Below are 20,900 nucleotides of genomic sequence, written 5' to 3' on the forward strand. Positions count from 1 at the left end.
ATCATGGGATGACTTACCGCACCCCGGTATCCTGATGACGTGGACCACAGAAGGAGCACGACCTTGGCGCTGTCGACCACCCGCCGCACCCCGCTCTCCGACCAGGTGATCGCCCAGCTCCGGGCCCAGATCACCTCCGGCGAGTGGCCGGTGGGTTCCCGCATCCCCACCGAAGCGGAGCTCGTCGACCAGCTCGGCGTGGCCCGCAACACCGTCCGCGAGGCCGTCCGGGCCCTCGCCCACAACGGGCTGCTCGACATCCGCCAGGGCTCCGGCACCTACGTCCTGGCCACCAGCGAGCTCGCGGGCGTCCTGCACCGCCGGTTCGCCGACGCCGACCAGGACCAGGTCGCCGAGCTCCGCTCCACCCTGGAGACCTCCGCCGCCGGCTTCGCCGCCCTCCGCCGCACCGCGCGCGACCTCGAACTCCTCGACGCCGCGCTCGCCCGCCGCGACGCCGCCTGGCACGCCGGCGTCCCCGAGGACTTCATCCAGGCCGACGCCGCCTTCCACCAGGCGGTGGTCGCCGCCGCCCACAACGACGTCCTGGCCGCCGTCTACGCCGACCTCGGCGAGGTCCTGCGCGCCCACCTGCGGCACGACGTCGGCCCCGACCTGCTCCCGCACCGCTGGGTCCCGCACGCCGCGATCCTCGAAGCGATCCGGGCCGGCGACCCGGAGAAGGCCGCCGACGAGGCGGGCCGCGCCATCGGCTTCTGCAAGGCCGAGAACCGCTAGGCCCCCGCGCCCGGTGTCGCCGGAACGCCCGCGGGGCCCGGCGACACGTGCGGTCACCGGGCCCCGCGGGGCGGAGGGGCGGAGCGCTCAAGCCCCGATCGCGTGCAGGCCGCCGTCCACGTGGACGATCTCGCCGGTGGTCTTCGGGAACCAGTCGCTGAGCAGCGCGACGACGCCGCGGCCGGCCGGCTCCGGGTCGGTGAGGTCCCACTTGAGCGGGGAGCGGGAGTCCCAGGTCGCGGCGAGGTCCGGGAAGCCGGGGATCGACTTCGCGGCCATCGACCCGATCGGGCCGGCCGAGACCAGGTTGCAGCGGATGTCGCGCGAGCCCAGGTAGCGGGCCAGGTACCGGTTGGTCGACTCCAGGGCGGCCTTCGCCGGGCCCATCCAGTCGTACTGCGGCCAGGCGAACTGCGCGTCGAAGGTCAGGCCGACCACCGAGCCGCCGTCCTGCATCAGCGGGAGCAGCGCCGTGGTGAGCGACTTGAACGAGTACGCGGAGACGTGCATCGCGGTGGCCACGGACTCCCACGGGGTGTCCAGGAAGCTGCCGCCGAGGGCGTCCTGCGGCGCGAAGCCGATCGAGTGGACGATGCCGTCGAGGGTGGGCAGGTGCTCGCGGACCTGGTCGGCGATGCCGGCCAGCTGCTCCGCGTTGGAGACGTCGAGCTCCAGGACCTTGACGGGGTTGGGCAGCTTCTTGGCGATGCGCTCGGTGAGGCTGGGCCGGGGGAAGGCGGTGAGGATGATCTCGGCGCCCTGCTCCTGGGCCAGCTTCGCGGTGTGGAAGGCGATGGAGGACTCCATCAGCACGCCGGTGATCAGGATGCGCTTGCCTTCGAGAATTCCAGTCATGGTCAGTGACCCATGCCCAATCCGCCGTCGACGGGAACGACGGCTCCGGTGATGTACGCGGCCTCGTCGGAGGCCAGGAACCGCACGGCCGAGGCGATCTCGGCGGGGGCGGCGTAGCGGCCCAGCGGGACGCCGGAGACGATCTCCTGGCGGCGCTCCTCGCTGAGCACCGCCGTCATGTCGGTGTCGACGAAACCGGGCGCCACCACGTTGACGGTGATGCTGCGGGAGCCGAGCTCGCGGGCCAGCGAACGGGCGAAGCCGACCAGGCCGGCCTTGGAGGCGGCGTAGTTGGCCTGCCCGGCGGAGCCGCTGAGGCCGACCACCGAGGAGATCAGCACGACCCGGCCCTTGCGGGCCCGCAGCATCTTCGCCGCGGCGCGCTTGACGACCCGGAAGGTGCCGGTGAGGTTGGTGTCCAGGACGGAGCTGAAGTCGTCCTCGGACATCCGCAGCAGCAGGGTGTCCTTGGTGATGCCGGCGTTGGCGACCAGCACCTCGACCGGGCCGTGGGCGGCCTCGACCTCGGTGAAGGCGGCGTCGACCTGCGCGGCGTCGGTGATGTCGGCGCGGACGGCCAGCACGTCGTACTTGGCGAGTTCCGCCGGGACCTCGCCGCTCCGGCTGGTGATGGCGACCTTGTCGCCCGCCTCGGCGAAGCTCTGGGCGATGGCCAGGCCGATGCCCCGGTTACCTCCGGTGACCAGTACCGAGCGGCTCAAGGGTCCACCTCTTCTCTCGATGTGCGTACGTTGTGCGTCCGCGGCTGCGCGCGCAGTTCACCAGCGACGCTATCGGTAGGGTGCGAGCGCGGACGAAGCGGCCTCCGACAGGGGCGTCCGACGAGAACTGTCGCATCTCCACAATGGAGTCATCCAGGGGGCGGGGAACGCCGCGCAGGCCGCGGGCGTTGCCCCGAAGGTGTTCCGGAGAGCCCGGGGCGCCGATTTCGGGCGAGCCGATCGGAGCGGACGCAATGAGTGGTGCACACCCTGACCGGACCGGTCGCCGCAGGCTGGCGGCGCTGGCGGCGCTGGCCCTGGCGGGCGCGGCGGCGTGGGCGCTGCGCGAGGTGCCGGCCCAGTTCGGGCGCCGTCCGGACGCGTCGGACCTGCGGCTGCGGGCGTCCCCGCAGTACCGCGACGGGGTGTTCCACAACGCGCCGTCCGAGGTGTCCGCCGGGGCGCCGGGCCGGCCCGACTCGGCGACGCTGCGCCGGATGCTGTTCGAGAAGGAGGGCCGGGTGCCGGCCGCGCCGGTGCCGCTGGCGGTGCCGGAGGTGTCCGGCGGGGCCTCCGAGGGCGTCGCGGTGACGTGGTTCGGGCACGCCTCGGCGCTGCTGGAACTGGACGGCTGCCGGGTGCTGGTGGACCCGATCTGGTCGGACCGCTGCTCGCCCTCGCAGCTGACCGGCCCGAAGCGGCTGCACCCGGTGCCGGTCGAGCTGGCCGAACTCCCGCAGGTGGACGCGGTGCTGATCTCGCACGACCACTACGACCACCTGGACATGGCCACCGTGCGCCGCCTGGTCGAGCTGCAGTCGGCGCCGTTCGCGGTGCCGCTGGGCATCGGCGGCCACCTGCGCCGCTGGGGCGTGCCGGAGCACCGGATCATCGAGCTGGACTGGGACGAGACCTGCACGCTCGGCGAGTTGACGCTGACGCTGACCGCCGCGCACCACTTCTCCGGCCGCAGCCTGGCCCGCAACACCACGCTGTGGGGCTCCTGGGTGGTGGCCGGCCCGGAGCGCAAGGTGTTCTTCACCGGCGACTCCGGCTACTTCGAGGGCTTCGCCCGGATCGGCGAGCAGCACGGCCCGTTCGACGCGGCGCTGATGGCGATCGGCGCGTACGACGACGCCTGGGCCGACATCCACCTGAACCCGGAGGAGGCGGTGCGGGCGCACCTGGAGCTGCGCGGCGGGCTGCTGCTGCCGATCCACTGGTGCACCTTCAACCTGGCGCCGCACCGCTGGGCGGAGCCGGTGGAGCGGCTGCTCGCGGAGGCCAAGGCCCAGGCCGTGCCGCTGGCCGTGCCGCGGCCGGGGCAGCGGGTCGAGGTGGCCAACCCGCCGGAGCTGGACGGCTGGTGGGAGGCCCTGGCGTAGGCCCCCGCCCGGCGCCGATCTGACGGCCCATCAGCGTGGCGCGGCGAATATTGGCTGGCCGTACGCCCTGCGGCCGGGGATGATGCGAGCGGGTGCGCCCTCGGCCGGGGGCGGCCCGCCGCGTCCGACCCTCGACCCAGGGAGCCCGATGCCCCCCTCCGCGCTGGATCCTCAGTTCCTCTCCTACCCGTTGCGCCCGCTGGCGGACGCGGCCCTCTCCCGGGCCCGGCAGCTGGGGGTGTCGCACGCCGACTTCCGCCTGGAGCGGGTCCGTTCGGCGTCCTGGCGGCTGCGGGACGCCCGCCCGGCCGGCTCCTCGGACACGGTGCAGCTGGGCTTCGCCGTCCGGGTCCTGCTGGACGGCGCCTGGGGCTTCGCGGCGGGCGTCGACCTGACGCCGGAGGCGGCGGCCGCGGTGGCCGAGCAGGCGGTGGCGGTGGCCCGGCTGTCGGGCGGCATCAGCCGCGCCGCGGGCTCCGCCGAGCGGGTCGAGCTGGCCCCGGAGCCGGTGTACCCGGCCGCCGAGTGGGTCTCCGCGTACGAGGTGAACCCGTTCGACGTGCCGGACGCGGAGAAGACCGGCCTGCTGGCCGACTGGTCCGCCCGGCTGCTGGCCGCCGACGGCGTCTCGCACGTGTCGGCCGCGGTGCTGACGGTCCAGGAGAACAAGTTCTACGCGGACACCGCGGGCACCGTGACGACCCAGCAGCGGGTGCGCCTGCACCCCTGGCTGGAGGCCACCAGCGTGGACGAGCGCACCGGCGCGTTCGACTCGATGCGCACCATCGCCCCGCCCGCGGGCCGCGGCTGGGAGTACCTGCGCGGGGTCGGCTGGGACTGGGACGCCGAACTCGCCGAGCTGCCCGGGCTGCTGGCCGAGAAGATGCGGGCGCCGAGCGTCGCCGCGGGCCGCCACGACCTGGTGATCGACCCGTCCAACCTGTGGCTGACCATCCACGAGTCGATCGGCCACGCCACCGAGCTGGACCGCGCGCTCGGCTACGAGGCCGCCTACGCGGGCACCTCGTTCGCCACCTTCGACCGGCTGGGCAGCCTGAAGTACGGCTCCGAGCTGATGCACGTCACGGGAGACCGGACGGCCGAGCACGGCCTGGCCACCATCGGCTGGGACGACGAGGGCGTCGCCACCCAGTCCTGGGACCTGATCCGCGACGGCGTCCTGGTCGGCTACCAGCTCGACCGCCCGATGGCGAAGCTCAAGGGCTTCGAGCGCTCCAACGGCTGCGCCTACGCCGACTCCCCGGCGCACGTGCCGGTGCAGCGGATGGCCAACGTCTCGCTCCGGCCGGCCGACGGCGGGCCGGACACCGCGGGCCTGGTCTCCCAGGTGGAGAACGGCCTGTACATCGTCGGCGACCGCTCCTGGTCGATCGACATGCAGCGCTACAACTTCCAGTTCACCGGCCAGCGCGCCTACGCCATCCGCAACGGCGAACTCGCGGGCCAGGTCAAGGACTTCGCCTACCAGGCCACCACCACCGACTTCTGGGGCTCGATGAGCGCCGTCGGCGGCCCGCAGACGTACGTGCTCGGCGGGGCCTTCAACTGCGGCAAGGCCCAGCCGGGCCAGGTCGCCGCGGTCAGCCACGGCTGCCCGTCCGCGCTGTTCCGCCAGGTCAACGTGCTCAACACCCAGCAGGAGGCGGGTCACTGATGTCCCTCACGCACCCCCACGAGCTGGTGGAACGCGCCCTCGAACTCTCCCGCGCGGACGGCTGCGTGGTGATCGCCGACGAGGAGTCCACCGCCAACCTGCGCTGGGCCGGCAACGCGCTGACCACCAACGGCGTCACCCGCGGCCGCCGCCTCACCGTGATCGCCACCGTGGACGGCGCCACCGGCACCGCCTCCGGCGTGGTCGCCCAGGAGGCCGTCACGCTCGACGAGGTCGAGCAGCTGGTGCGCGCCGCCGAGGCCGCCGCCCGGGCCGCCGAGCCCGCCGAGGACGCCCAGCCGCTGATCGCGGGCCGGGCGGCCGACCCGCGCTTCACCGAGGCCCCCGAGACCACCGACATCGGCGTGTTCACCGCCTTCGCGCCCGCCCTCGGCGAGGCCTTCGCCCGGGCCCGTTCGAACGGCGAGCTGCTGTACGGTTTCGCCCGGCACGAGCGCACCACCTCCTACCTGGGCAGCTCCACCGGCCTGCGGCTGCGCCACGACCAGCCCACCGGCACCGTCGAGCTGAACGCCAAGACCGCCGACCTGTCCGCCTCCGCCTGGGCCGGCGCCGCCACCCGGGACTTCACCGACGTCGACGTCACCGCCCTGCACACCGACCTGACCCGCCGCCTCGGCTGGGGCCGCAAGCGGATCGACCTGCCCGCCGGCCGCTACGAGACGCTGCTGCCGCCGTCCGCCGTCGCCGACCTGATGGTCTACCTGTCCTGGTCGGCCGGCGCGCGGGACGCGGTGGAGGGCCGCTCGGTGTTCTCCAAGCCCGGAGGGGGCAGCCGGGTCGGCGAGCGGCTCAGCCCGCTGCCGCTGACCCTGCGCTCCGACCCGGCCGAGCCGGGCCTGCAGGCCGCCCCGTTCGTGCTCACGCACTCCTCGGGCGAGAACGACTCGGTGTTCGACAACGGCTCCCCGCTGGCCGCCACCGACTGGCTGCGCGACGGCCGCCTCGCCCACCTGCTCACCACCCGGCACTCCGCGGGCCTGGCCGGCCTCCCGCTCACCCCGCCGGTCGACAACCTGGTGCTGGAGACCTCCGCCCCCGGCGCGCCCACGCTGGAGGAGATGGTCGCCCGCACCGAGCGCGGCCTGCTGCTGACCTGCCTGTGGTACATCCGCGAGGTCGACCCGGCCAGCCTGCTGCTCACCGGCCTCACCCGGGACGGCGTCTACCTGGTCGAGAACGGCGAGGTGGTCGGCGCCGTCAACAACTTCCGCTTCAACGAGTCCCCGGTCGACCTGCTCGGCCGGATCACCGAAGTGGGCCGCACCGAACGCTGCCTGCCCCGCGAGTGGGGCGACTGGTTCACCCGGGCGGCGATGCCGCCGGTCCGGGTGCCCGACTTCAACATGAGCTCGGTCAGCCAGGCCTCCTGAGCCGACCGGAACCCGAGGGGGCCCCGATGGACGAGAAACGCACCGTGAAGACGTCGAAGATGCTCTCCCGCATCCTGCGGCACGACCCGGGCGCCGTCGGGGTCACCCTGGACGCGGCGGGCTGGGTCGGCGTCGACGCCCTGCTCGCCGCCCTGGCCCGGCACGGCCGCCCGCTGAGCCGCGCCGAGCTGGACCACGTGGTCGCCACCAACAACAAGCGCCGCTTCGCCTACTCCGAGGACGGCCGCTCGATCCGCGCCAGCCAGGGCCACACCGTCGAGGTCGACCTCGGCCTGCCCGCCGCCGCCCCGCCGGACGTGCTCTTCCACGGCACCGCCGAGCGCACCCTGCAGTACATCCTGGCCGAGGGCCTGCGCCCGATGTCCCGGCAGGACGTGCACCTGTCCGCCGACACCGGGACGGCCGCCAAGGTCGGCTCCCGGCACGGCCGCCCCGTCGTCCTGGCGGTCGACGCGGCGGCGATGGCCCGGGACGGGCACGAGTTCCGGGTGTCCGCGAACGGCGTCTGGCTGACCGGCCCGGTCCCCGCCCAGTACCTGCGCCGCACGCCCTGACCCCCGCCGGGCCCGGCCCGCGCGCCCCGCCGGGCGCCCCGCCGGGCGCCGCGCCGGACCCGGGTGGGTCCGGTCGGCGTCAGCGGGGTTACCGTGGTCGACCGTAGGGGCCGCACCGACCCGAGGAACGGATGGGGACGACATGCCCAAGAACGCGGACGACGGCCAGGTCTTCCGGATCACCGGGGCCCGCAGCAGCCTGAGCGAGGACGTCCGGGGGCGCCAGCGCCGCTACGTGGTCTCGATGCTGATCCGCACCGCGTGCGTCCTGCTCGCCGTCGTCCTCTGGGACGTCCAGCGCTGGCTGGCCTTCGTCGCGCTGGCCGGCGGCATCCTGCTGCCCTACTTCGCCGTCCTGATCGCCAACGCGGGCCGCGAGCGCGCCCCGGGCCTGCCGTCGACGTTCGCCTTCGCCCCCGACACGCCGCTGATGCTCGGCCCGGGCGGCACGGGGGGCCGCGGCGCGGGGGCCGAGAATCAGCCACAGGACTGAGAATCCCTCAAATCTGCTGTCCGGTATGGGCGTTCATATGCCGCTATGACCGCCCGAAAGCTCAGACGATCCTCAAATTAATCATCGGACAGGCGCACCGACGGCCCTTCCGCCGTGCCATACTTCCTTAGCGCTCCGCATCCCCCGTCGGAGCGACAGACCGACGCCGGGCAGCTCCCCCCGTGGCTGCCCGGCGTCGTCATGCCCGGACACGGACCGGACATAGGATCGACCGCATGGACACCCCCGCGCACCCCCTCTTCGGCACTCCCCCCGGCGGCCCCGACAGCCCCGAGGGCCCCCCGAAGTGCTCCGCCAAGGGCTGCCGCGACCTCGCCGCCTGGTCCCTGCGCTGGAACAACCCCAAGCTGCACACCCCCGACCGCCGCAAGACCTGGCTCGCCTGCGACGCCCACCGCGACTCGCTCAGCCAGTTCCTGGCCGTCCGCGGCTTCCTCAAGGAGACCGAGCCCTTCTCCGGGCCCGTCCCGGAGTAACGCCGGACGCCGTCCCGCCCAGCCGCCGGGGCCCGGGCCGGGGCGGGCTCCGCTCAGCCGCCGATCGCCGACATCGGCCGCTCCGGCTGGAGGAACTCCGGCCGGTCGATGCCCGCGCCGGCCTTCTTGCCCCACATCGCCGCCCGCCACAGCTCCGCCAGCTCCGCGTCGCCCGCGCCGGAGCGCAGCGCGCCGCGCAGGTCGGTCTCGCCGGTGGCGAACAGGCAGTTGCGGACCTGGCCGTCGGCGGTGAGCCGGGTGCGGTCGCAGGCCCGGCAGAACGGGCGGGTGACGGAGGCGATCACGCCGACCGTCGCGGGCCCGCCGTCGACCAGCCAGCGCTCGGCGGGGGCGGCGCCGCGGGCGGCGGCCGGTTCGGGGGTCAACTCGAAGCGGGTGCGCAGCAGTTCGAGGATCTCCTCGGCGGTGACCATCCGGGTGCGGTCCCAGCCGTGCTGCGCGTCCAGCGGCATCTGCTCGATGAAGCGCAGCTGGTAGCGGTGCTCGATCGCCCAGGCCAGCAGGTCGGCGGCCTCGCCGTCGTTGACGCCGCGCATCAGGACGGCGTTGAGTTTGACCGGCCGCAGCCCGGCGGCCTCGGCGGCGGCCAGGCCGTCTAGCACGTCCTGGTGGCGCTTGCGCCGGGTGAGCCGGGCGAAGGTGTCGGGGTCGAGGGTGTCGAGCGAGACGTTGACCCGGTCGACGCCGGCGTCGCGCAGGGCGGGGGCGATCCGGGCCAGTCCGATGCCGTTGGTGGTGAGCGAGATCTCCGGCCGGGGCTCCAGCGCGGCGCAGGCGGCGATGATCGCCACCAGTCCGGGCCGCAGCAGCGGTTCCCCGCCGGTGAAGCGGACTTCGCGCACGCCCAGCGTGCCGACGGCGAGGCCGACCAGGCGGACGATCTCCTCGTCGGTCAGCAGTTCCGGTTTGCCGAGCCAGTTCAGGCCCTCTTCGGGCATGCAGTAGGTGCAGCGCAAGTTGCACCGGTCGGTGAGCGAGACCCGCAGGTCGACGGCCTGCCGGCCGTAGGTGTCGAGGAGCATCCCGGCGCCCGCCTTCCTGGAAAAAGCCCGCTGGCCCGGCCACCGTGCGGCGGCCGGGCCAGCTTAACGCCGCTCCCGGACAGCGCCGGGGAGCGGACCGTTCCGTGGGCGCCTCGGTCGGCGCCTCCGCGGCCGCCTCAGTGGGCGCCCAGGCCGGTGAGCGAGCGGACTTCCAGTTCGGCGTACTTCGCCGGGTCGGCCTTCTCCCGGGCGAGGTAGGTGCCGATCACGCCGGCCAGGAAGCCGACCGGGATGGAGACCAGGCCGGGGTTCTCCAGCGGGAACCAGTCGAAGGAGGCGCTCGGGACCAGGGCCTTGGCGTTGCCGGAGACCACCGGGGAGAAGACCACCAGGGCGACGGAGGTGATCAGGCCGGCGTAGGTGGAGGCGACCGCGCCGGTGGTGTTGAACCGCTTCCAGAACAGCGAGTACAGCAGGGTGGGCAGGTTGGCGGAGGCGGCGACCGCGAAGGCCAGCGCGACCAGCGCGGCGGCGTTCAGCTTGTCGGCGAAGATCGACAGCAGGATGGCGACCGCGCCGATCGCCACCGCGGCGAACTTGGCGCTGGCCACCTCCTCCTTCTCGGTGGCCTTGCCGCGCCGGATCACGTTGGCGTACAGGTCGTGGGCGAAGGAGGACGAGGAGGCCAGGGTGAGTCCGGCGACCACGGCCAGGATGGTGGCGAAGGCGACCGCGGAGATCACCGCGAGCAGCACCGCGCCGCCGGTGGTGCCGGCGCCGCCGCCGAGGTGTTCGGCGAGCAGCGGGGCGGCGGTGTTGCCGGACTTGTCTGCGGCCAGCGCCTTGCGGCCGACCAGGGCGGCGGCGCCGAAGCCGAGGGCGAGCGTCATCAGGTAGAAGACGCCGATGATGCCGATCGACCAGAGCACCGACTTCCGGGCGGTGCGCGCGGTGGGCACGGTGTAGAAGCGCACCAGGATGTGCGGCAGCGCGGCGGTGCCGAGCACCAGGGCGATGCCGAGGCTGAGGAAGTTGAGCTTGGTGGTGCCGTTGGTGCCGTACTTGAGGCCGGGTTGCAGGAACTTGTCGCCGCTGCCGCTGGCCTTGGCGGCGGAGCCGAGCAGTTCGGACAGGTTGAAGTGGAACTTGGCCAGCACCAGGACGGTCATCAGCCCGGCGCCGAGGATCAGCAGCACGGCCTTGATGATCTGCACCCAGGTGGTGCCCTTCATGCCGCCGATGACGACGTACAGCACCATCAGGGCGCCGACCGCGACGATGGTCCAGCGCTTGGCGGAGTCGCTCTGGGCGCCGAGCAGCAGGGCGACCAGCGAGCCGGCGCCGACCATCTGGGCCAGCAGGTAGAAGATCGACACCACGATGGTGGAGATACCGGCGGCGGTGCGGACCGGGCGCTGGCGCATCCGGAAGGCCAGCACGTCGGCCATGGTGTAGCGGCCGGAGTTGCGCAGCGGTTCGGCGACCAGCAGCAGGGCGACCAGCCAGGCGACCAGGAAGCCGATCGAGTAGAGGAAGCCGTCGTAGCCGGAGAGCGCGATGGCGCCGGTGATGCCGAGGAAGGACGCGGCGGACATGTAGTCGCCGGAGATCGCCAGTCCGTTCTGGAAGCCGGTGAAGCTGCGACCGCCGGCGTAGAAGTCGGAGGCGTCGCGGTTGTTGCGGCCGGCCCACAGGGTGATGCCGAGGGTGGCGACGACGAACACCCCGAACAGGGACATGATCAGGGTGCGGTGGTCGCTCGCGGAGGTGGCCAGCTGCGTCATTCGGCGGCCTCCTCGGCCACGGCGGTGTGGTCGGCGCCCTGGGCGGGCAGCGTGGCGTCGGCGCGGCCGCGGATCACGGCGGCCCGCGGGTCCAGTTGCCGGTCGGCGAACCGGGCGTACCAGGCGGCGATGGCGAAGGTGCTGGCGAACTGGAGGAGGCCGAGCACCAGCGCGATGTTGATGTTGCCGACGACCTTGGTGCTCATGAAGCCGGGGGCGTAGCAGCTGAGCAGGACGTACAGCAGGTACCAGAGGACGAATCCGGCCGTGACCGGGAAGGCGAAGTTCCGGAACGAGCTCCGGAGTTGCCGGAACTCGGGTGAGCCCTCGATACGTTGGAACGATTCGGGGACTGTCTCGGGCGGGGGTGCCACGCGGGGTCTCCTGACGTCTTCGGTGCGACGGACGATCAGATGGACGTGAGTGACGTCACATTGAGTGCGCTGCATGCTAGATCGAGGAGCGGGTGCCGAGAAGCTTCCCCACGCGATGTGGCCGAAAACTGACCAGAACACGCCACCGGGGCGGCCGCTTTGCAGCCACCCCGGTGTGATGATCAGTCAATTAGCCCTGTTTGCGGGCCGGTTCAGAACGCGATCCGGACCTTCAGCGCCGTCCGCTCGTCCATCGCCCGGTACCCCTCCGGCACCTCGTCCAGCCCGATCGTCCGGTCGAACACCGCGCCCGGGTCGATCGCCCCGGAGAGCACGTCCGGCAGCAGCTCGGGGATGTACGCCCGGGCCGGGGCGACGCCGCCGACCAGCCGCACGTTCCGGTTGAACATCTGGCCGATGTCCACGCCCGCGCTGCCCCCGTGCGGCACGCCCACGTAGCCGACCGCGCCGCCGTCCCGGGCGATCGACAGCGCGGTGCGCATCGACTCCTCGGTGCCCACCGCCTCCAGCACCGCGTGCGCGCCCTGCCCGCCGGTCAGCTCCCGCACCGCCTCGACCGCCGCCTCGCCGCGCTCCGGCACCACGTCGGTGGCGCCGAACGAGCGGGCGATCGCGGTGCGGCCCGCGTGCCGGCCGAGCGCGATGATCCGGCCCGCGCCCAGCCGGTGCGCGGCCAGCACGCCGCACAGCCCGACCGCGCCGTCGCCGACCACCGCGACCGTCGCCCCGGGCCGCACGCCCGCCGAGACCGCCGCGTGGTGCCCGGTCGCCATCACGTCGGACAGCGCCAGCAGCCCGGGCAGCAGCTTCGCGTCGCCGGCCGCCTCCTTGGGCAGCTTCACCAGCGTCCCGTCCGCGAACGGCACCCGGACCGCCTCGCCCTGCCCGCCGTCCGACCCCGGGGTGCCCCAGAACCCGCCGTGCGGGCAGGAGGTCTGCAGGCCCTCGCGGCAGTACTCGCACACGCCGTCCGACCAGACGAACGGGGCCACCACCAGGTCACCGACCGCGAAGCCGCGCACCTCGGCGCCGGCCTCCTCGACGAAGCCCAGGAACTCGTGCCCGATCCGCTGCCCGGCCTGGCGCTTGGACACCCCCCGGTACGCCCACAGGTCGCTGCCGCAGATGCAGGCGTTCAGCACCCGGACCACGACGTCGGTCGGCCGCTCGATCCGCGGGTCAGGCACCTCCTCGATCCGGATGTCCTGGGGGCCGTGGATCACGGTGGCGCGCATGAGGGAGTTCCTTCGTTCTACGGGGTACCGCGGGCGTCCGCACCCGCGTCTCCAGTGCCAAGGCACCGCCCGCCCCCGCTATTCCGTCCGGAGCCGCCCGCCGCTCCCCGTACAGTGGTGCGTTATGTACGCGCCATTCCCGACCTCGCCGCTCCCGGCACCGCGCACCGGCCCCGGCGGGGACGCCGGGCGCGGCTTCGCCGTGGTCGACGTGGAGACCACCGGTCTCGGCCGCTCCGACCGGGTGATCTCGGCGGGTGTCTACCAGCTCGACCCGGACGGCGAGATCACCGACCACTGGTACACCCTGGTCAACCCCGAGCGGGACCCGGGACCGGTCTGGATCCACGGCCTGACCAGCGAGGTGCTGACCGGCGCGCCGACCTTCCCGGAGGTCGCCGCCGAGTTCGCCGAGCGGCTGCGCGACCGGGTGCTGGTCGCCCACAACGCGCTGTTCGACTGGAACATGATCTCCCGCGAGTTCTCCCGGGCCGGCCTGCGCGCCCCGGTCGAGCAGCGGCTGTGCACCATGGTGCTGGCCCGCGACCTGCGGCTGCCGCTGCCCAACGGCAAGCTCTCCTCGCTGGCCGCCCACTTCGGCGTGCACCAGCGCCAGGCCCACCACGCGCTGGACGACGCCCGGGTGCTCGCCGAGGTGTTCCGCCCCTCGCTGGAGCTGGCCCGCAACGGCGGCGTCCCGCTGCCGCTGACCGCCTGCGTCGCCGTCACCGACCTCGGCGAGGACGCCGCCGCCACCGCGGCGGCCCCGGCCCGCGGCTCCTGGGGCTCCTCCTACCGCCCCGGCCGCAAGCGCCCGGCCTGCCCGTACCCGAACCCGGGCCGCTGGGCGGACGGCTCCCCGCTGGTGCAGGGCATGCGGGTGGCGATCACCGGCGACACCGCCACCGACCGCGAGCTGCTGGAGGACCGGGCCACCGAGGCCGGCCTGCACATCGCCTCCTCGGTCAGCCGGCTCACCAGCCTGCTGGTCACCAACGAGCCCGCCTCGTGGAGCGGCAAGGCCCGCAAGGCCCGCGAGTACGGCACCCCGGTGGTCGGCGAGGACGCCTTCCTGCAGCTGCTGCGCGAGGTCGCGCCGCACCCCGGTGCCTGACGCGGCGGTAAGGAGGGTTAGCGTGCCGGGTGTGTACCGATTCCTGCTGTCCCTGCGCTGGGCGGTCATCGTCCTGGTGGCCGCGGTGCTGGTCCCGACCATGATCAAGCTGGGGTTCTGGCAGTACCACCGGCACGAGGCACGGGTGGCCCGCAACGACCTGGTGGCGCGCAACCTGGGCAGCGCCCCGGTCGCCTTCGACTCGCTCTCCGCCCCCGGCTGGTCCGTCCCGACCGGCGAGCTCTGGCGCACCGTGACCGCCACCGGCAGCTACGACACCGCGCACGAGGTGGTCGTCCGCGGCCGCACCGAGCCCGGCGGCTCCACCATCGGCTACTTCGTGGTCACCCCGCTGGTGCTCGCCGACGGCAAGGGCTCGGTACTGGTCAACCGCGGCTGGGTGGAGTCCGCCGCGGACGCCGCCAGCATCCCGGACGTCCCGGCCCCGCCGTCCGGCGAGGTCACCGTCACCGGCCGGCTGCGCGCCGACGAGACGTACGCCTCGCTGGGCGTGAAGAACCGCGGCGGCCTGCCCGAGCGGATGTACAAGGTGATCAACACCGCCGAGCAGGCCAAGTACGCGAACAGCACCGTGCTCGGCGGCTACCTGGAGCTGTCCTCCTCCCGGCCCGCCGCCGGCCCCTCCCCCGAGCTGCTCGCCGAGCCCGGCCACTCCGACATCGGCCCGCACATGGCGTACGCGATCCAGTGGTGGCTGTTCACCTCGCTGATCCCGATCGGCCTGGTGGTGATGGCCCGCCGCGAGGCCGGGCAGCACGCCTCCGAACGGACCGCCGAGTCCGGGGAACTGGTCGGCGCCACCAGCTGAGCGGGGGCGGGTCGGGGCCTGCCTGACGGCCCCGCCCGGCTGGGCCGTCAGGCAGGCCCCATCGGCTGCTCGGCCCAGATGGTCTTGCCGCTGCGGGTGTAGCGGCTGCCCCAGCGCTCGGTCAGCTGGGCGACCAGGTACAGGCCGCGGCCGCCCTCGTCGGTGAGCCGGGCCCGGCGCATCCGCGGCTGGGTGGCACTGGGGTCGGAGACCTCGCAGGTCAGCACCGAGGAGCGGATCAGCCGCACCATCACCGGCCCGCCCGCGTACCGGATCGCGTTGGTGACCAGTTCGCTCAGCACCAGCTCGGTGGTGAACACCAGCCCGTCCAGCCCCCACTCCTCCAGCGTCCGGGTGGCGGCCTCGCGCACCCCGGCGACCGCCGACGGGTCGGCCTCGATGGTCCACACGGCGGTGTCCGCGGGCGGCACCGGGTGCAGCCGGGCCAGCAGCAGCGTGACGTCGTCGCTGAGCCCGGCGGTGGACATCTCGGCGACGATCGCCCGCCCGGCCGCCGCCAGGTCCCCGCCCAGGTCGGCCTCGCCGAGCCGGACGGCCAGCTGCGCCATGCCCTCGTCCAGGTCGCCGCCGGTGCCGCCCTCGATCAGCCCGTCGGTGTACAGCGCCAGCACGCTGCCGCCGCTCAGCGCGCACTCGACGGTCTCGAACGGCAGCCCGCCGACGCCGAGCGGCGGCCCGGGGTTGACCGGCAGGTACTCGACCCGCCCGTCGGGGTGCACCAGGGCGGGCGGCGGGTGCCCGGCGCTGGCGGCCTGGCAGATGCCGGAGACCGGGTCGTAGACGGCGTACACGCAGGTCGCCCCGGACGGGTCGGCGACGCCGCGCTCGCGCTCCTCCTCGCTGCCCTCGACGACCAGCTGGGAGACCAGGTCGTCCAGGTGCACCAGCAGCTCGTCGGGCTCCAGGTCGAGGTCGGCCAGGGTGCGCACGGCGGTGCGCAGCCGGCCCATGGTGGCGCTGGCCTGCAGGCCGTGGCCGACCACGTCGCCGGCCACCAGGGCGACCCGGGCGCCGGAGAGCGGGATCACGTCGAACCAGTCGCCGCCGACGCCGGTCGCGGTGTCGGTGGGCCGGTAGACGCTGGCGGTGGTGGCGGCGGGCACCGCGGTCTCGGCGGGCGGCAGCAGCGAGCGCTGCAGGCCGACGGCGGCCCGGTGCTCGCGGGTGTAGCGGCGGGCGTTGTCGAGGGCGAGCGAGGCCCGGGCGGCGATCTCCCGCAGCAGTTCCAGGTCCTCGCCCTCGTACGGGCCGTCGTCGGGGCCGCGGTGGACGGTGACCCGGCCGAGCGGGCCGCCGCGGGCGTGCAGCGGGGCGCTCATCGTGGGCCGTCCGGCGGCCGCGGCGGCGGCGCGGCCGAGCTCCTCGCGGGCGATCGGGCCGAGCGGCCCGAGCGGGCGGTCGTCGGGCCCGGGCGGCCCGGCGGTGGCGGTGCGGCGGACGGGGAGCAGCCCGTCGGCGCCGGGCACCGGTTCGTCGCCGGTGAAGACGGCTTCGGCGATGTCCACCTCGGCGCGGTCGCCGAGCCCGGGCACCAGCACGCCGGCCAGGTCCTCGGCGGTGCCGGCCACCGAGAGCGAGCCGCCGACGGCGGCGGTGGCCCGGTGCAGCACGTCGGCGCGCCGCCGGTAGCGGTGCAGTTCGGTGACGTCGCCGAACAGCGCGGTGACGCCGATCAGCGCCCCGTCGGGGGCCTGTAGCCGGAAGGCCTGCACCTCCATCATCACGGCGGGGCCGGGGTCGTCCAGGGTGCGGATCGGCAGTTCGGCCCGGACCACCGGCTCCCCGGTGTCGAGTACCCGGCGCAGGATCGCCTCGGCGTCCTCGGCGTCCCGGGGCTGCAGGAAGTCGCCGAGCCGGTGGCCGGCCAGGTGGTCGGGCAGTCCGGTGTAGGGCAGCAGGTGGGTGTTGGTGCGCAGCAGCCGCAGGTCGGTGTCGAAGAAGGCCAGGCCGAGCCGGTCCTGGAGGAACAGCTCCCGGGTGAACGCCTCGTCCTGGCGCCACCGGGTGACGGTATCGGCGGGGGTGGCCAGCACCAGGGCCCGGACTTCGCCGTGCTCGCCGGCCAGCGGCAGCACCTGGTAGGCGACCTCCAGCGGGGGGCCGCCGCCGGTGCGCAGCCGCACCTCGCCGGCCCGGCGGCCGAGCGCGGCGGCGTCGGCCGCGCCGTCGGCCAGCAGGTCGGCGGCCGGGCGGCCGGTGACCTGGGCTGCGGCCAGGCCGAGCAGCTGCTCGGCGGCGGCGGTCCAGCCCACGACGCGTCCGTCGCCGTCGACCAGGGCCGCCGCGACGCCGTCGATGTTCGGCAACCGCCGACTGTCCATGCGCTGCACCTCGGGTGGGTGGTCCGATTCCCCCATCTTCGGACGGTTCCCGGCCGCGCGCCATCGACACCCGGTCGGCGCACACCCATTGACGCCCCGTATTGGTCTAGTCCAAATTGGCCGTGCACATGCCCTGAACGCTCTTTCCCCCACTCTGGAGCGACTTCCATGACGCACCGCCTCCACCGCGGCGCCGCCGCGACCGGCGCCCTGGCCCTGGGCTCCGCCGTGCTGGCCCTGCTGCCCGCCCAGGCCGGCGCGGCCACCGAACTCCTGGCCAACGGCGGCTTCGAGTCCGGCGCGCTCTCCCCCTGGAGCTGCACCGGCACCGCCGCCCTCACCGCCTCCGGGCCGCACTCCGGCGCCGCCGCGCTGAGCGCCACCCCCGGCGCGGGCGACCTCGCCCCGTGCACCCAGGGCGTCGACGTCCGACCGAACACCGGCTACACCCTGTCCGCCTGGGTGAAGGGCTCCTACGTCACCCTCGCCGCCACCGGCACCGGCGTGTCCACCTCCACCTGGGCGAACGCCGCCGGCTGGACGCAGCTCACCCGCACCTTCACCACCGGCCCGGACACCACCCGGGTGACGGTCGCCCTCAGCGGCTGGTACGGCAGCCCCTACCAGGCCGACGACGTCTCGCTGACCGCCCTCGGCGCCGTCCCGACGACCTCCCCCTCACCGTCCGCGCCCCCCTCGCCCTCCCCGTCCACCAGCACCCCGGGCCAGGGCGACGCCACCCTGTCGCCGTCCGCCCCGGCCTCCTCGGCCGCCGCGAACACCGTCCGGGTCTCCACCGCCAAGGAGCTGCAGGCCGCGCTGAGCGCCGCCGTCCCCGGCCGCACCATCCAGCTCGCCGACGGCACCTACAGCGGCAACTTCAAGATCACCACGGCGGGCACGGCCGCCGCCCGGATCACCCTGACCGGCTCGCCGAACGCCGTCCTCACCACCTCCACCGGCGGCGGCTACGGCCTCTCGCTGGCAGGCGCCCCCTACTGGACCGTCCAGGGCATCACCGTCACCAACGCCCAGAAGGGCATCATGGTCGACTCCTCGGACTACGTGGTGCTCGACGGCGTGACGGTCCACCACACCACCATGGAGGGCGTGCACTTCCGCAACTCCTCCAGCCACGGCGTGCTGCGCAACTCGACCGTGCACGACACCGGCACCGCCCACGACGGCAAGGGCGAGGGCGTCTACGTCGGCACCGCCAACACGCTCACCGACAAGAGCGACTACGTGCAGATCGTCGGCAACACCATCGGCCCCAACATCGGCGCCGAGAACATCGACCTCAAGGAGGGCACCACCGGCGGCTTGGTCTCCGGCAACCGCTTCGACGGCAGCGGCCTGACGAACATCAACTACGACGACTCCTGGGTCGACGTGAAGGGCAACGGCTACGTCATCGAGAACAACACCGGCGTGCGCACCATGAACGACGGCTACCAGACCCACACCCAGCAGCCCGGCTGGGGCTGCGGCACCGTCTTCCGGGGCAACAGGTCCGACCTGACCGGCGCGAACGGCGCCAACGCCGCCAAGTACGCGATCGACGTCACCAACTACAGCGCCGCCTGCCCGGTCACCGTCACCGCCGACAACACCGTCACCGGAGGCACCACCCTGGTCAACCCCGGCATCCCGGTGGGCTGACCCGCCGTCCGGGATCCGTGCCGACCGGCGAGAATGGTCGGCATGGATCTCGGACTCAAGGACAAGGTGTACGTGGTCACCGGCGCGACCCGGGGCCTCGGCCACGCCACCGCCCGGCAACTCGTCGCCGAAGGCGCCAAAGTGATCGTCACCGGCCGCACCCAGGCGGCCGCCACCGCCGCCGCGGCCGACCTCGGCGAGAACGCCCACGGCGTCGGCGCCGACAACGCCGACCCGGCCACCCCGCAGCGCCTGATCGACGCCGCCCGCAGCCGCTTCGACGGCTTCGACGGCATCCTGATCAGCGTCGGCGGCCCCGCCGCCGGCCCGGTCGCCACCGCCACCGACGACGCCTGGCGCAGCGCGTTCGACTCCGTCTTCCTCGGCGCCCTGCGGCTGGCCCGCACCGCCGCCGAACGCCTCCCCGCCGGGGGCGTCATCGCCTTCGTGCTCTCCACCTCGGTCCGCCAGCCGATCGGCGGCCTCGGCATCTCCAACGGCCTGCGCCCCGGCCTCGCCATGGCCGCCAAGACCCTCGCCGACGAACTCGGCCCGCGCGGCATCCGCGTCCTCGGCCTGCTCCCCGGCCGGATCGACACCGACCGGGTCCGCGAACTCGACTCCCTCGCCGCCGACCCCGCCGCCGCCCGCGAGGCCGCCGCCGAGGGCATCCCGCTGCGCCGCTACGGCACCCCCGAGGAGTTCGGCCGCACCGCCGCCTTCCTGCTCTCCCCCGCCGCCTCCTACCTCACCGGCCTGATGCTCCCGGTCGACGGCGGAGCCATCCGCAGCCTGTAGCGCCGATACGCAGCCAGGGGCGCGAGGAACCGGGCGGCCGGCCGGGCCCGCACAGCCGGATCGCGAAGCGGGACAACCGCTCGCCCCACCCCGCGCCCCTGGTTCCGCACCGGTCCGCACCGCGCCCTCCCGGCTACTTCACCCGCGGGGCCTTCTTGCCGGAGCGCTCGCGGCGGGGCTTCGCGCCCCGCAGCCGCAGTTGGGCGGGGAGCGACGTCAGGCCCAGCGAGTGGCGGGCGTGCTCGACCGGGCCGGTGCGGTAGGCGGCGAGCAGGGCGGCGGTGTCGGCGCCGGGGGCGAGCCGGACGGCGGTGTGCACCTCGGGGCGGCGGGCCGCCCCGGTGACCTTGGCGGTGACCCGGTCGACGCCCGGGAGCGCCACCGTCTCGGCCTCGATCGCGTCCTCGACCGCCCGGCTGCGCACGTGCAGGGCGAAGTGCGGTTCGCCGGGCGCCGCGGGCGAGGGCAGGTCGACCCCGGCCGGGCCGCCCCGGCGCAGTTGGGAGAACAGCCACCACAGGCAGCCGAGGACCACCAGCGCGGGCACCGCGATCGCCACCGGCCACCACCAGTCGCGGTCGGTCCAGCGGGTGCGGCTGGCCGTGCTGAGCACGGGCTGGTCGGGCGAGGTGAGCGGCCACCAGTGGGGCGGGGTGATCCCGAGGTGCCGGTAGGCGTCGAGCCCGCCGAGCAGCACCAGGGCCCCGCCCGCCAGCAGGGCCAGCCCGACCAGGGCCAGCAGGGTGCGGTTGACGGCGCGTCGGCTCATCGGGGCGGCTCCCACTCGGCGAGTTCCCGGCGGTGGTGGCGCTCGTGCACCGGCCGGGTGCGGACGTCCAGCCGGTGCGGCGCGGCCAGCGGGATCCGGTCCAGTTCGGCCCGCAGTTCGCGCTCCGCCCCGGCCGGGTCGGTGGTGCCGGTCAGCGTGACCCGGGTGCGCCGCCGGCCGACCTTCACCTGCCAGGAGTGCACGTCGGCGCGCCGCCGGGCGCGCCCGGCGATCAGTGCGGCGACCGCGCTGCGGTGGATCGCCGCCCCGCGCGGCTCCAGCGCGAGCCAGCCGCGCAGGCCGCGGGCGAACGCCAGCCACAGCAGCAGCAGCCCGAGGGCGACCGCGCCGCCCGCGATGCCCAGCACCCACGGGTCGTCCAGGTGGCGGGTCGCCAACTGCTCCGACAGCTCCCGCCGCCAGGGCCTGGCCTGCCCGCCGGCCCGCACCGCGATCACGTCGTACAGCAGCGCGCCGGACGCCACCAGCAGCACCGCCACCACCAGCGCGGCCGGCACCGCCCGCTGGGAGCGCAGCCACCGCCCGGCCCGCCGCCGCCTGGCCTCCAGCCCGCTCGGCCCGCTCCCGTGCACCGGCTCCGCCCTCCGGACGGGCCGCGGCTCCGGCCGCGGCT

General features: G+C 74.4%; 20 protein-coding genes and 1 pseudogene. 12 read left to right on the top strand and 9 right to left on the bottom strand.

Features of this window, described 5'->3' with window-relative positions; all coding sequences use genetic code 11:
* Positions 1 to 63 precede the first annotated feature (63 nt).
* Positions 64 to 738, top strand: a complete 675-nt coding sequence (locus tag EDD39_RS32085; RefSeq protein WP_123562744.1) for a FadR/GntR family transcriptional regulator — start codon at positions 64 to 66, stop codon at positions 736 to 738.
* Between the two features lie 87 nt (positions 739 to 825).
* On the opposite strand, the gene fabI is transcribed toward EDD39_RS32085, so the two are convergent.
* Positions 826 to 1,593 carry an enoyl-ACP reductase FabI gene (gene fabI, locus EDD39_RS32090; RefSeq protein ID WP_030461145.1) on the bottom strand — a complete coding sequence of 256 codons (768 nt, stop codon included), beginning with the start codon at positions 1,591 to 1,593 and terminating at the stop codon, positions 826 to 828.
* 2 nt (positions 1,594 to 1,595) lie between these two features.
* Positions 1,596 to 2,315: a 3-oxoacyl-[acyl-carrier-protein] reductase gene (gene fabG, locus EDD39_RS32095; protein WP_123562746.1), complete on the bottom strand. Its 720-nt coding sequence runs from the start codon at positions 2,313 to 2,315 to the stop codon at positions 1,596 to 1,598.
* A 254-nt stretch (positions 2,316 to 2,569) separates the two neighbouring features.
* Between fabG and EDD39_RS32100 the strand changes: the two genes are divergently transcribed.
* From EDD39_RS32100 to EDD39_RS32125, 6 genes are all read left to right on the top strand, one after another.
* Entirely contained in the window at positions 2,570 to 3,700 is a 1,131-nt protein-coding gene (locus EDD39_RS32100; RefSeq protein WP_030461143.1) for an MBL fold metallo-hydrolase, read from the top strand.
* A gap of 148 nt (positions 3,701 to 3,848) precedes the next feature.
* Positions 3,849 to 5,375, top strand: a complete 1,527-nt coding sequence (locus EDD39_RS32105) for a TldD/PmbA family protein (protein ID WP_123562748.1) — start codon at positions 3,849 to 3,851, stop codon at positions 5,373 to 5,375.
* Positions 5,375 to 6,769 carry a metallopeptidase TldD-related protein gene (locus tag EDD39_RS32110; protein ID WP_208765697.1) on the top strand — a complete coding sequence of 465 codons (1,395 nt, stop codon included), beginning with the start codon at positions 5,375 to 5,377 and terminating at the stop codon, positions 6,767 to 6,769. Before EDD39_RS32105 ends, EDD39_RS32110 begins: the two co-directional genes overlap by 1 nt.
* Before the next feature lie 26 nt (positions 6,770 to 6,795).
* Positions 6,796 to 7,344 carry an RNA 2'-phosphotransferase gene (locus EDD39_RS32115; RefSeq protein ID WP_123562750.1) on the top strand — a complete coding sequence of 183 codons (549 nt, stop codon included), beginning with the start codon at positions 6,796 to 6,798 and terminating at the stop codon, positions 7,342 to 7,344.
* A 142-nt stretch (positions 7,345 to 7,486) separates the two neighbouring features.
* Complete coding sequence (locus EDD39_RS32120; RefSeq protein ID WP_123562752.1) at positions 7,487 to 7,837, top strand: DUF3099 domain-containing protein; 351 nt, start codon at positions 7,487 to 7,489, stop codon at positions 7,835 to 7,837.
* Positions 7,838 to 8,073: 236 nt separating this feature from the next.
* Entirely contained in the window at positions 8,074 to 8,334 is a 261-nt protein-coding gene (locus EDD39_RS32125) for a hypothetical protein (RefSeq protein WP_123562754.1), read from the top strand.
* Positions 8,335 to 8,387: 53 nt separating this feature from the next.
* Here the strand turns inward: EDD39_RS32125 and moaA are convergent, their stop codons facing one another.
* From moaA to EDD39_RS32145, 4 genes are all read right to left on the bottom strand, one after another.
* Positions 8,388 to 9,377 (bottom strand): GTP 3',8-cyclase MoaA, encoded by a 990-nt coding sequence (moaA, locus tag EDD39_RS32130; protein WP_123562756.1) that lies wholly within the window; start codon positions 9,375 to 9,377, stop codon positions 8,388 to 8,390.
* 137 nt (positions 9,378 to 9,514) lie between these two features.
* Positions 9,515 to 11,122: a solute symporter family protein gene (locus EDD39_RS32135; protein ID WP_123562758.1), complete on the bottom strand. Its 1,608-nt coding sequence runs from the start codon at positions 11,120 to 11,122 to the stop codon at positions 9,515 to 9,517.
* Complete coding sequence (locus EDD39_RS32140) at positions 11,119 to 11,496, bottom strand: DUF485 domain-containing protein (protein WP_030911028.1); 378 nt, start codon at positions 11,494 to 11,496, stop codon at positions 11,119 to 11,121. Before EDD39_RS32140 ends, EDD39_RS32135 begins: the two co-directional genes overlap by 4 nt.
* A gap of 212 nt (positions 11,497 to 11,708) precedes the next feature.
* On the bottom strand, positions 11,709 to 12,752 hold the full coding sequence (locus tag EDD39_RS32145) for a zinc-dependent alcohol dehydrogenase family protein (protein WP_123562760.1): 1,044 nt from the start codon (positions 12,750 to 12,752) through the stop codon (positions 11,709 to 11,711).
* A 124-nt stretch (positions 12,753 to 12,876) separates the two neighbouring features.
* Between EDD39_RS32145 and EDD39_RS32150 the strand changes: the two genes are divergently transcribed.
* Both EDD39_RS32150 and EDD39_RS32155 read left to right on the top strand, forming a co-directional pair.
* Positions 12,877 to 13,866 carry a DEDDh family exonuclease gene (locus EDD39_RS32150; protein ID WP_123562762.1) on the top strand — a complete coding sequence of 330 codons (990 nt, stop codon included), beginning with the start codon at positions 12,877 to 12,879 and terminating at the stop codon, positions 13,864 to 13,866.
* Positions 13,867 to 13,897: 31 nt separating this feature from the next.
* Positions 13,898 to 14,695: an SURF1 family cytochrome oxidase biogenesis protein gene (locus tag EDD39_RS32155; protein ID WP_123562764.1), complete on the top strand. Its 798-nt coding sequence runs from the start codon at positions 13,898 to 13,900 to the stop codon at positions 14,693 to 14,695.
* 47 nt (positions 14,696 to 14,742) lie between these two features.
* Here the strand turns inward: EDD39_RS32155 and EDD39_RS32160 are convergent, their stop codons facing one another.
* Positions 14,743 to 17,037, bottom strand: a complete 2,295-nt coding sequence (locus EDD39_RS32160) for a SpoIIE family protein phosphatase (protein WP_244257386.1) — start codon at positions 17,035 to 17,037, stop codon at positions 14,743 to 14,745.
* Positions 17,038 to 17,205: 168 nt separating this feature from the next.
* Here EDD39_RS32160 and EDD39_RS41610 point away from each other — a divergent pair.
* The 3 genes and pseudogenes from EDD39_RS41610 to EDD39_RS32170 form a co-directional block, all read left to right on the top strand.
* Positions 17,206 to 17,631 (top strand): annotated as a pseudogene (locus EDD39_RS41610) (carbohydrate binding domain-containing protein); the annotation flags it as partial.
* A 147-nt stretch (positions 17,632 to 17,778) separates the two neighbouring features.
* Positions 17,779 to 18,699 carry a right-handed parallel beta-helix repeat-containing protein gene (locus EDD39_RS41615; protein ID WP_244257445.1) on the top strand — a complete coding sequence of 307 codons (921 nt, stop codon included), beginning with the start codon at positions 17,779 to 17,781 and terminating at the stop codon, positions 18,697 to 18,699.
* Between the two features lie 42 nt (positions 18,700 to 18,741).
* On the top strand, positions 18,742 to 19,497 hold the full coding sequence (locus tag EDD39_RS32170) for an SDR family oxidoreductase (protein WP_123563470.1): 756 nt from the start codon (positions 18,742 to 18,744) through the stop codon (positions 19,495 to 19,497).
* Between the two features lie 133 nt (positions 19,498 to 19,630).
* Here the strand turns inward: EDD39_RS32170 and EDD39_RS32175 are convergent, their stop codons facing one another.
* On the bottom strand, positions 19,631 to 20,266 hold the full coding sequence (locus EDD39_RS32175; protein ID WP_123817082.1) for an Asp23/Gls24 family envelope stress response protein: 636 nt from the start codon (positions 20,264 to 20,266) through the stop codon (positions 19,631 to 19,633).
* The gene (locus EDD39_RS32180) at positions 20,263 to 20,859 is read right to left on the bottom strand and encodes a DUF6286 domain-containing protein (protein ID WP_123562772.1); all 597 of its coding nucleotides are present in this window, start codon (positions 20,857 to 20,859) and stop codon (positions 20,263 to 20,265) included. The genes EDD39_RS32175 and EDD39_RS32180 overlap by 4 nt, the downstream gene beginning before the upstream one ends.
* Between the last annotated feature and the right edge of the window lie 41 nt (positions 20,860 to 20,900).

Source organism: Kitasatospora cineracea (genome assembly GCF_003751605.1).
In the GTDB taxonomy this organism is placed as follows: Bacteria; Actinomycetota; Actinomycetes; order Streptomycetales; family Streptomycetaceae; genus Kitasatospora; species Kitasatospora cineracea.

Excerpts from the sequence above, each read along its gene's own strand:
- EDD39_RS32110 (WP_208765697.1), top strand. The coding sequence starts at position 5,375 with ATGTCCCTCACGCACCCCCACGAGCTGGTGGAACGCGCCCTCGAACTC.
- EDD39_RS32145 (WP_123562760.1), bottom strand. The coding sequence starts at position 12,752 with ATGCGCGCCACCGTGATCCACGGCCCCCAGGACATCCGGATCGAGGAG.
- moaA (WP_123562756.1), bottom strand. The coding sequence starts at position 9,377 with ATGCTCCTCGACACCTACGGCCGGCAGGCCGTCGACCTGCGGGTCTCG.
- EDD39_RS32105 (WP_123562748.1), top strand. The coding sequence starts at position 3,849 with ATGCCCCCCTCCGCGCTGGATCCTCAGTTCCTCTCCTACCCGTTGCGC.
- EDD39_RS32160 (WP_244257386.1), bottom strand. The coding sequence starts at position 17,037 with ATGGACAGTCGGCGGTTGCCGAACATCGACGGCGTCGCGGCGGCCCTG.
- EDD39_RS32135 (WP_123562758.1), bottom strand. The coding sequence starts at position 11,122 with ATGACGCAGCTGGCCACCTCCGCGAGCGACCACCGCACCCTGATCATG.
- EDD39_RS32115 (WP_123562750.1), top strand. The coding sequence starts at position 6,796 with ATGGACGAGAAACGCACCGTGAAGACGTCGAAGATGCTCTCCCGCATC.
- EDD39_RS32100 (WP_030461143.1), top strand. The coding sequence starts at position 2,570 with ATGAGTGGTGCACACCCTGACCGGACCGGTCGCCGCAGGCTGGCGGCG.
- EDD39_RS32170 (WP_123563470.1), top strand. The coding sequence starts at position 18,742 with ATGGATCTCGGACTCAAGGACAAGGTGTACGTGGTCACCGGCGCGACC.
- EDD39_RS32125 (WP_123562754.1), top strand. The coding sequence starts at position 8,074 with ATGGACACCCCCGCGCACCCCCTCTTCGGCACTCCCCCCGGCGGCCCC.
- fabI (WP_030461145.1), bottom strand. The coding sequence starts at position 1,593 with ATGACTGGAATTCTCGAAGGCAAGCGCATCCTGATCACCGGCGTGCTG.
- EDD39_RS32120 (WP_123562752.1), top strand. The coding sequence starts at position 7,487 with ATGCCCAAGAACGCGGACGACGGCCAGGTCTTCCGGATCACCGGGGCC.
- EDD39_RS32175 (WP_123817082.1), bottom strand. The coding sequence starts at position 20,266 with ATGAGCCGACGCGCCGTCAACCGCACCCTGCTGGCCCTGGTCGGGCTG.
- EDD39_RS32150 (WP_123562762.1), top strand. The coding sequence starts at position 12,877 with ATGTACGCGCCATTCCCGACCTCGCCGCTCCCGGCACCGCGCACCGGC.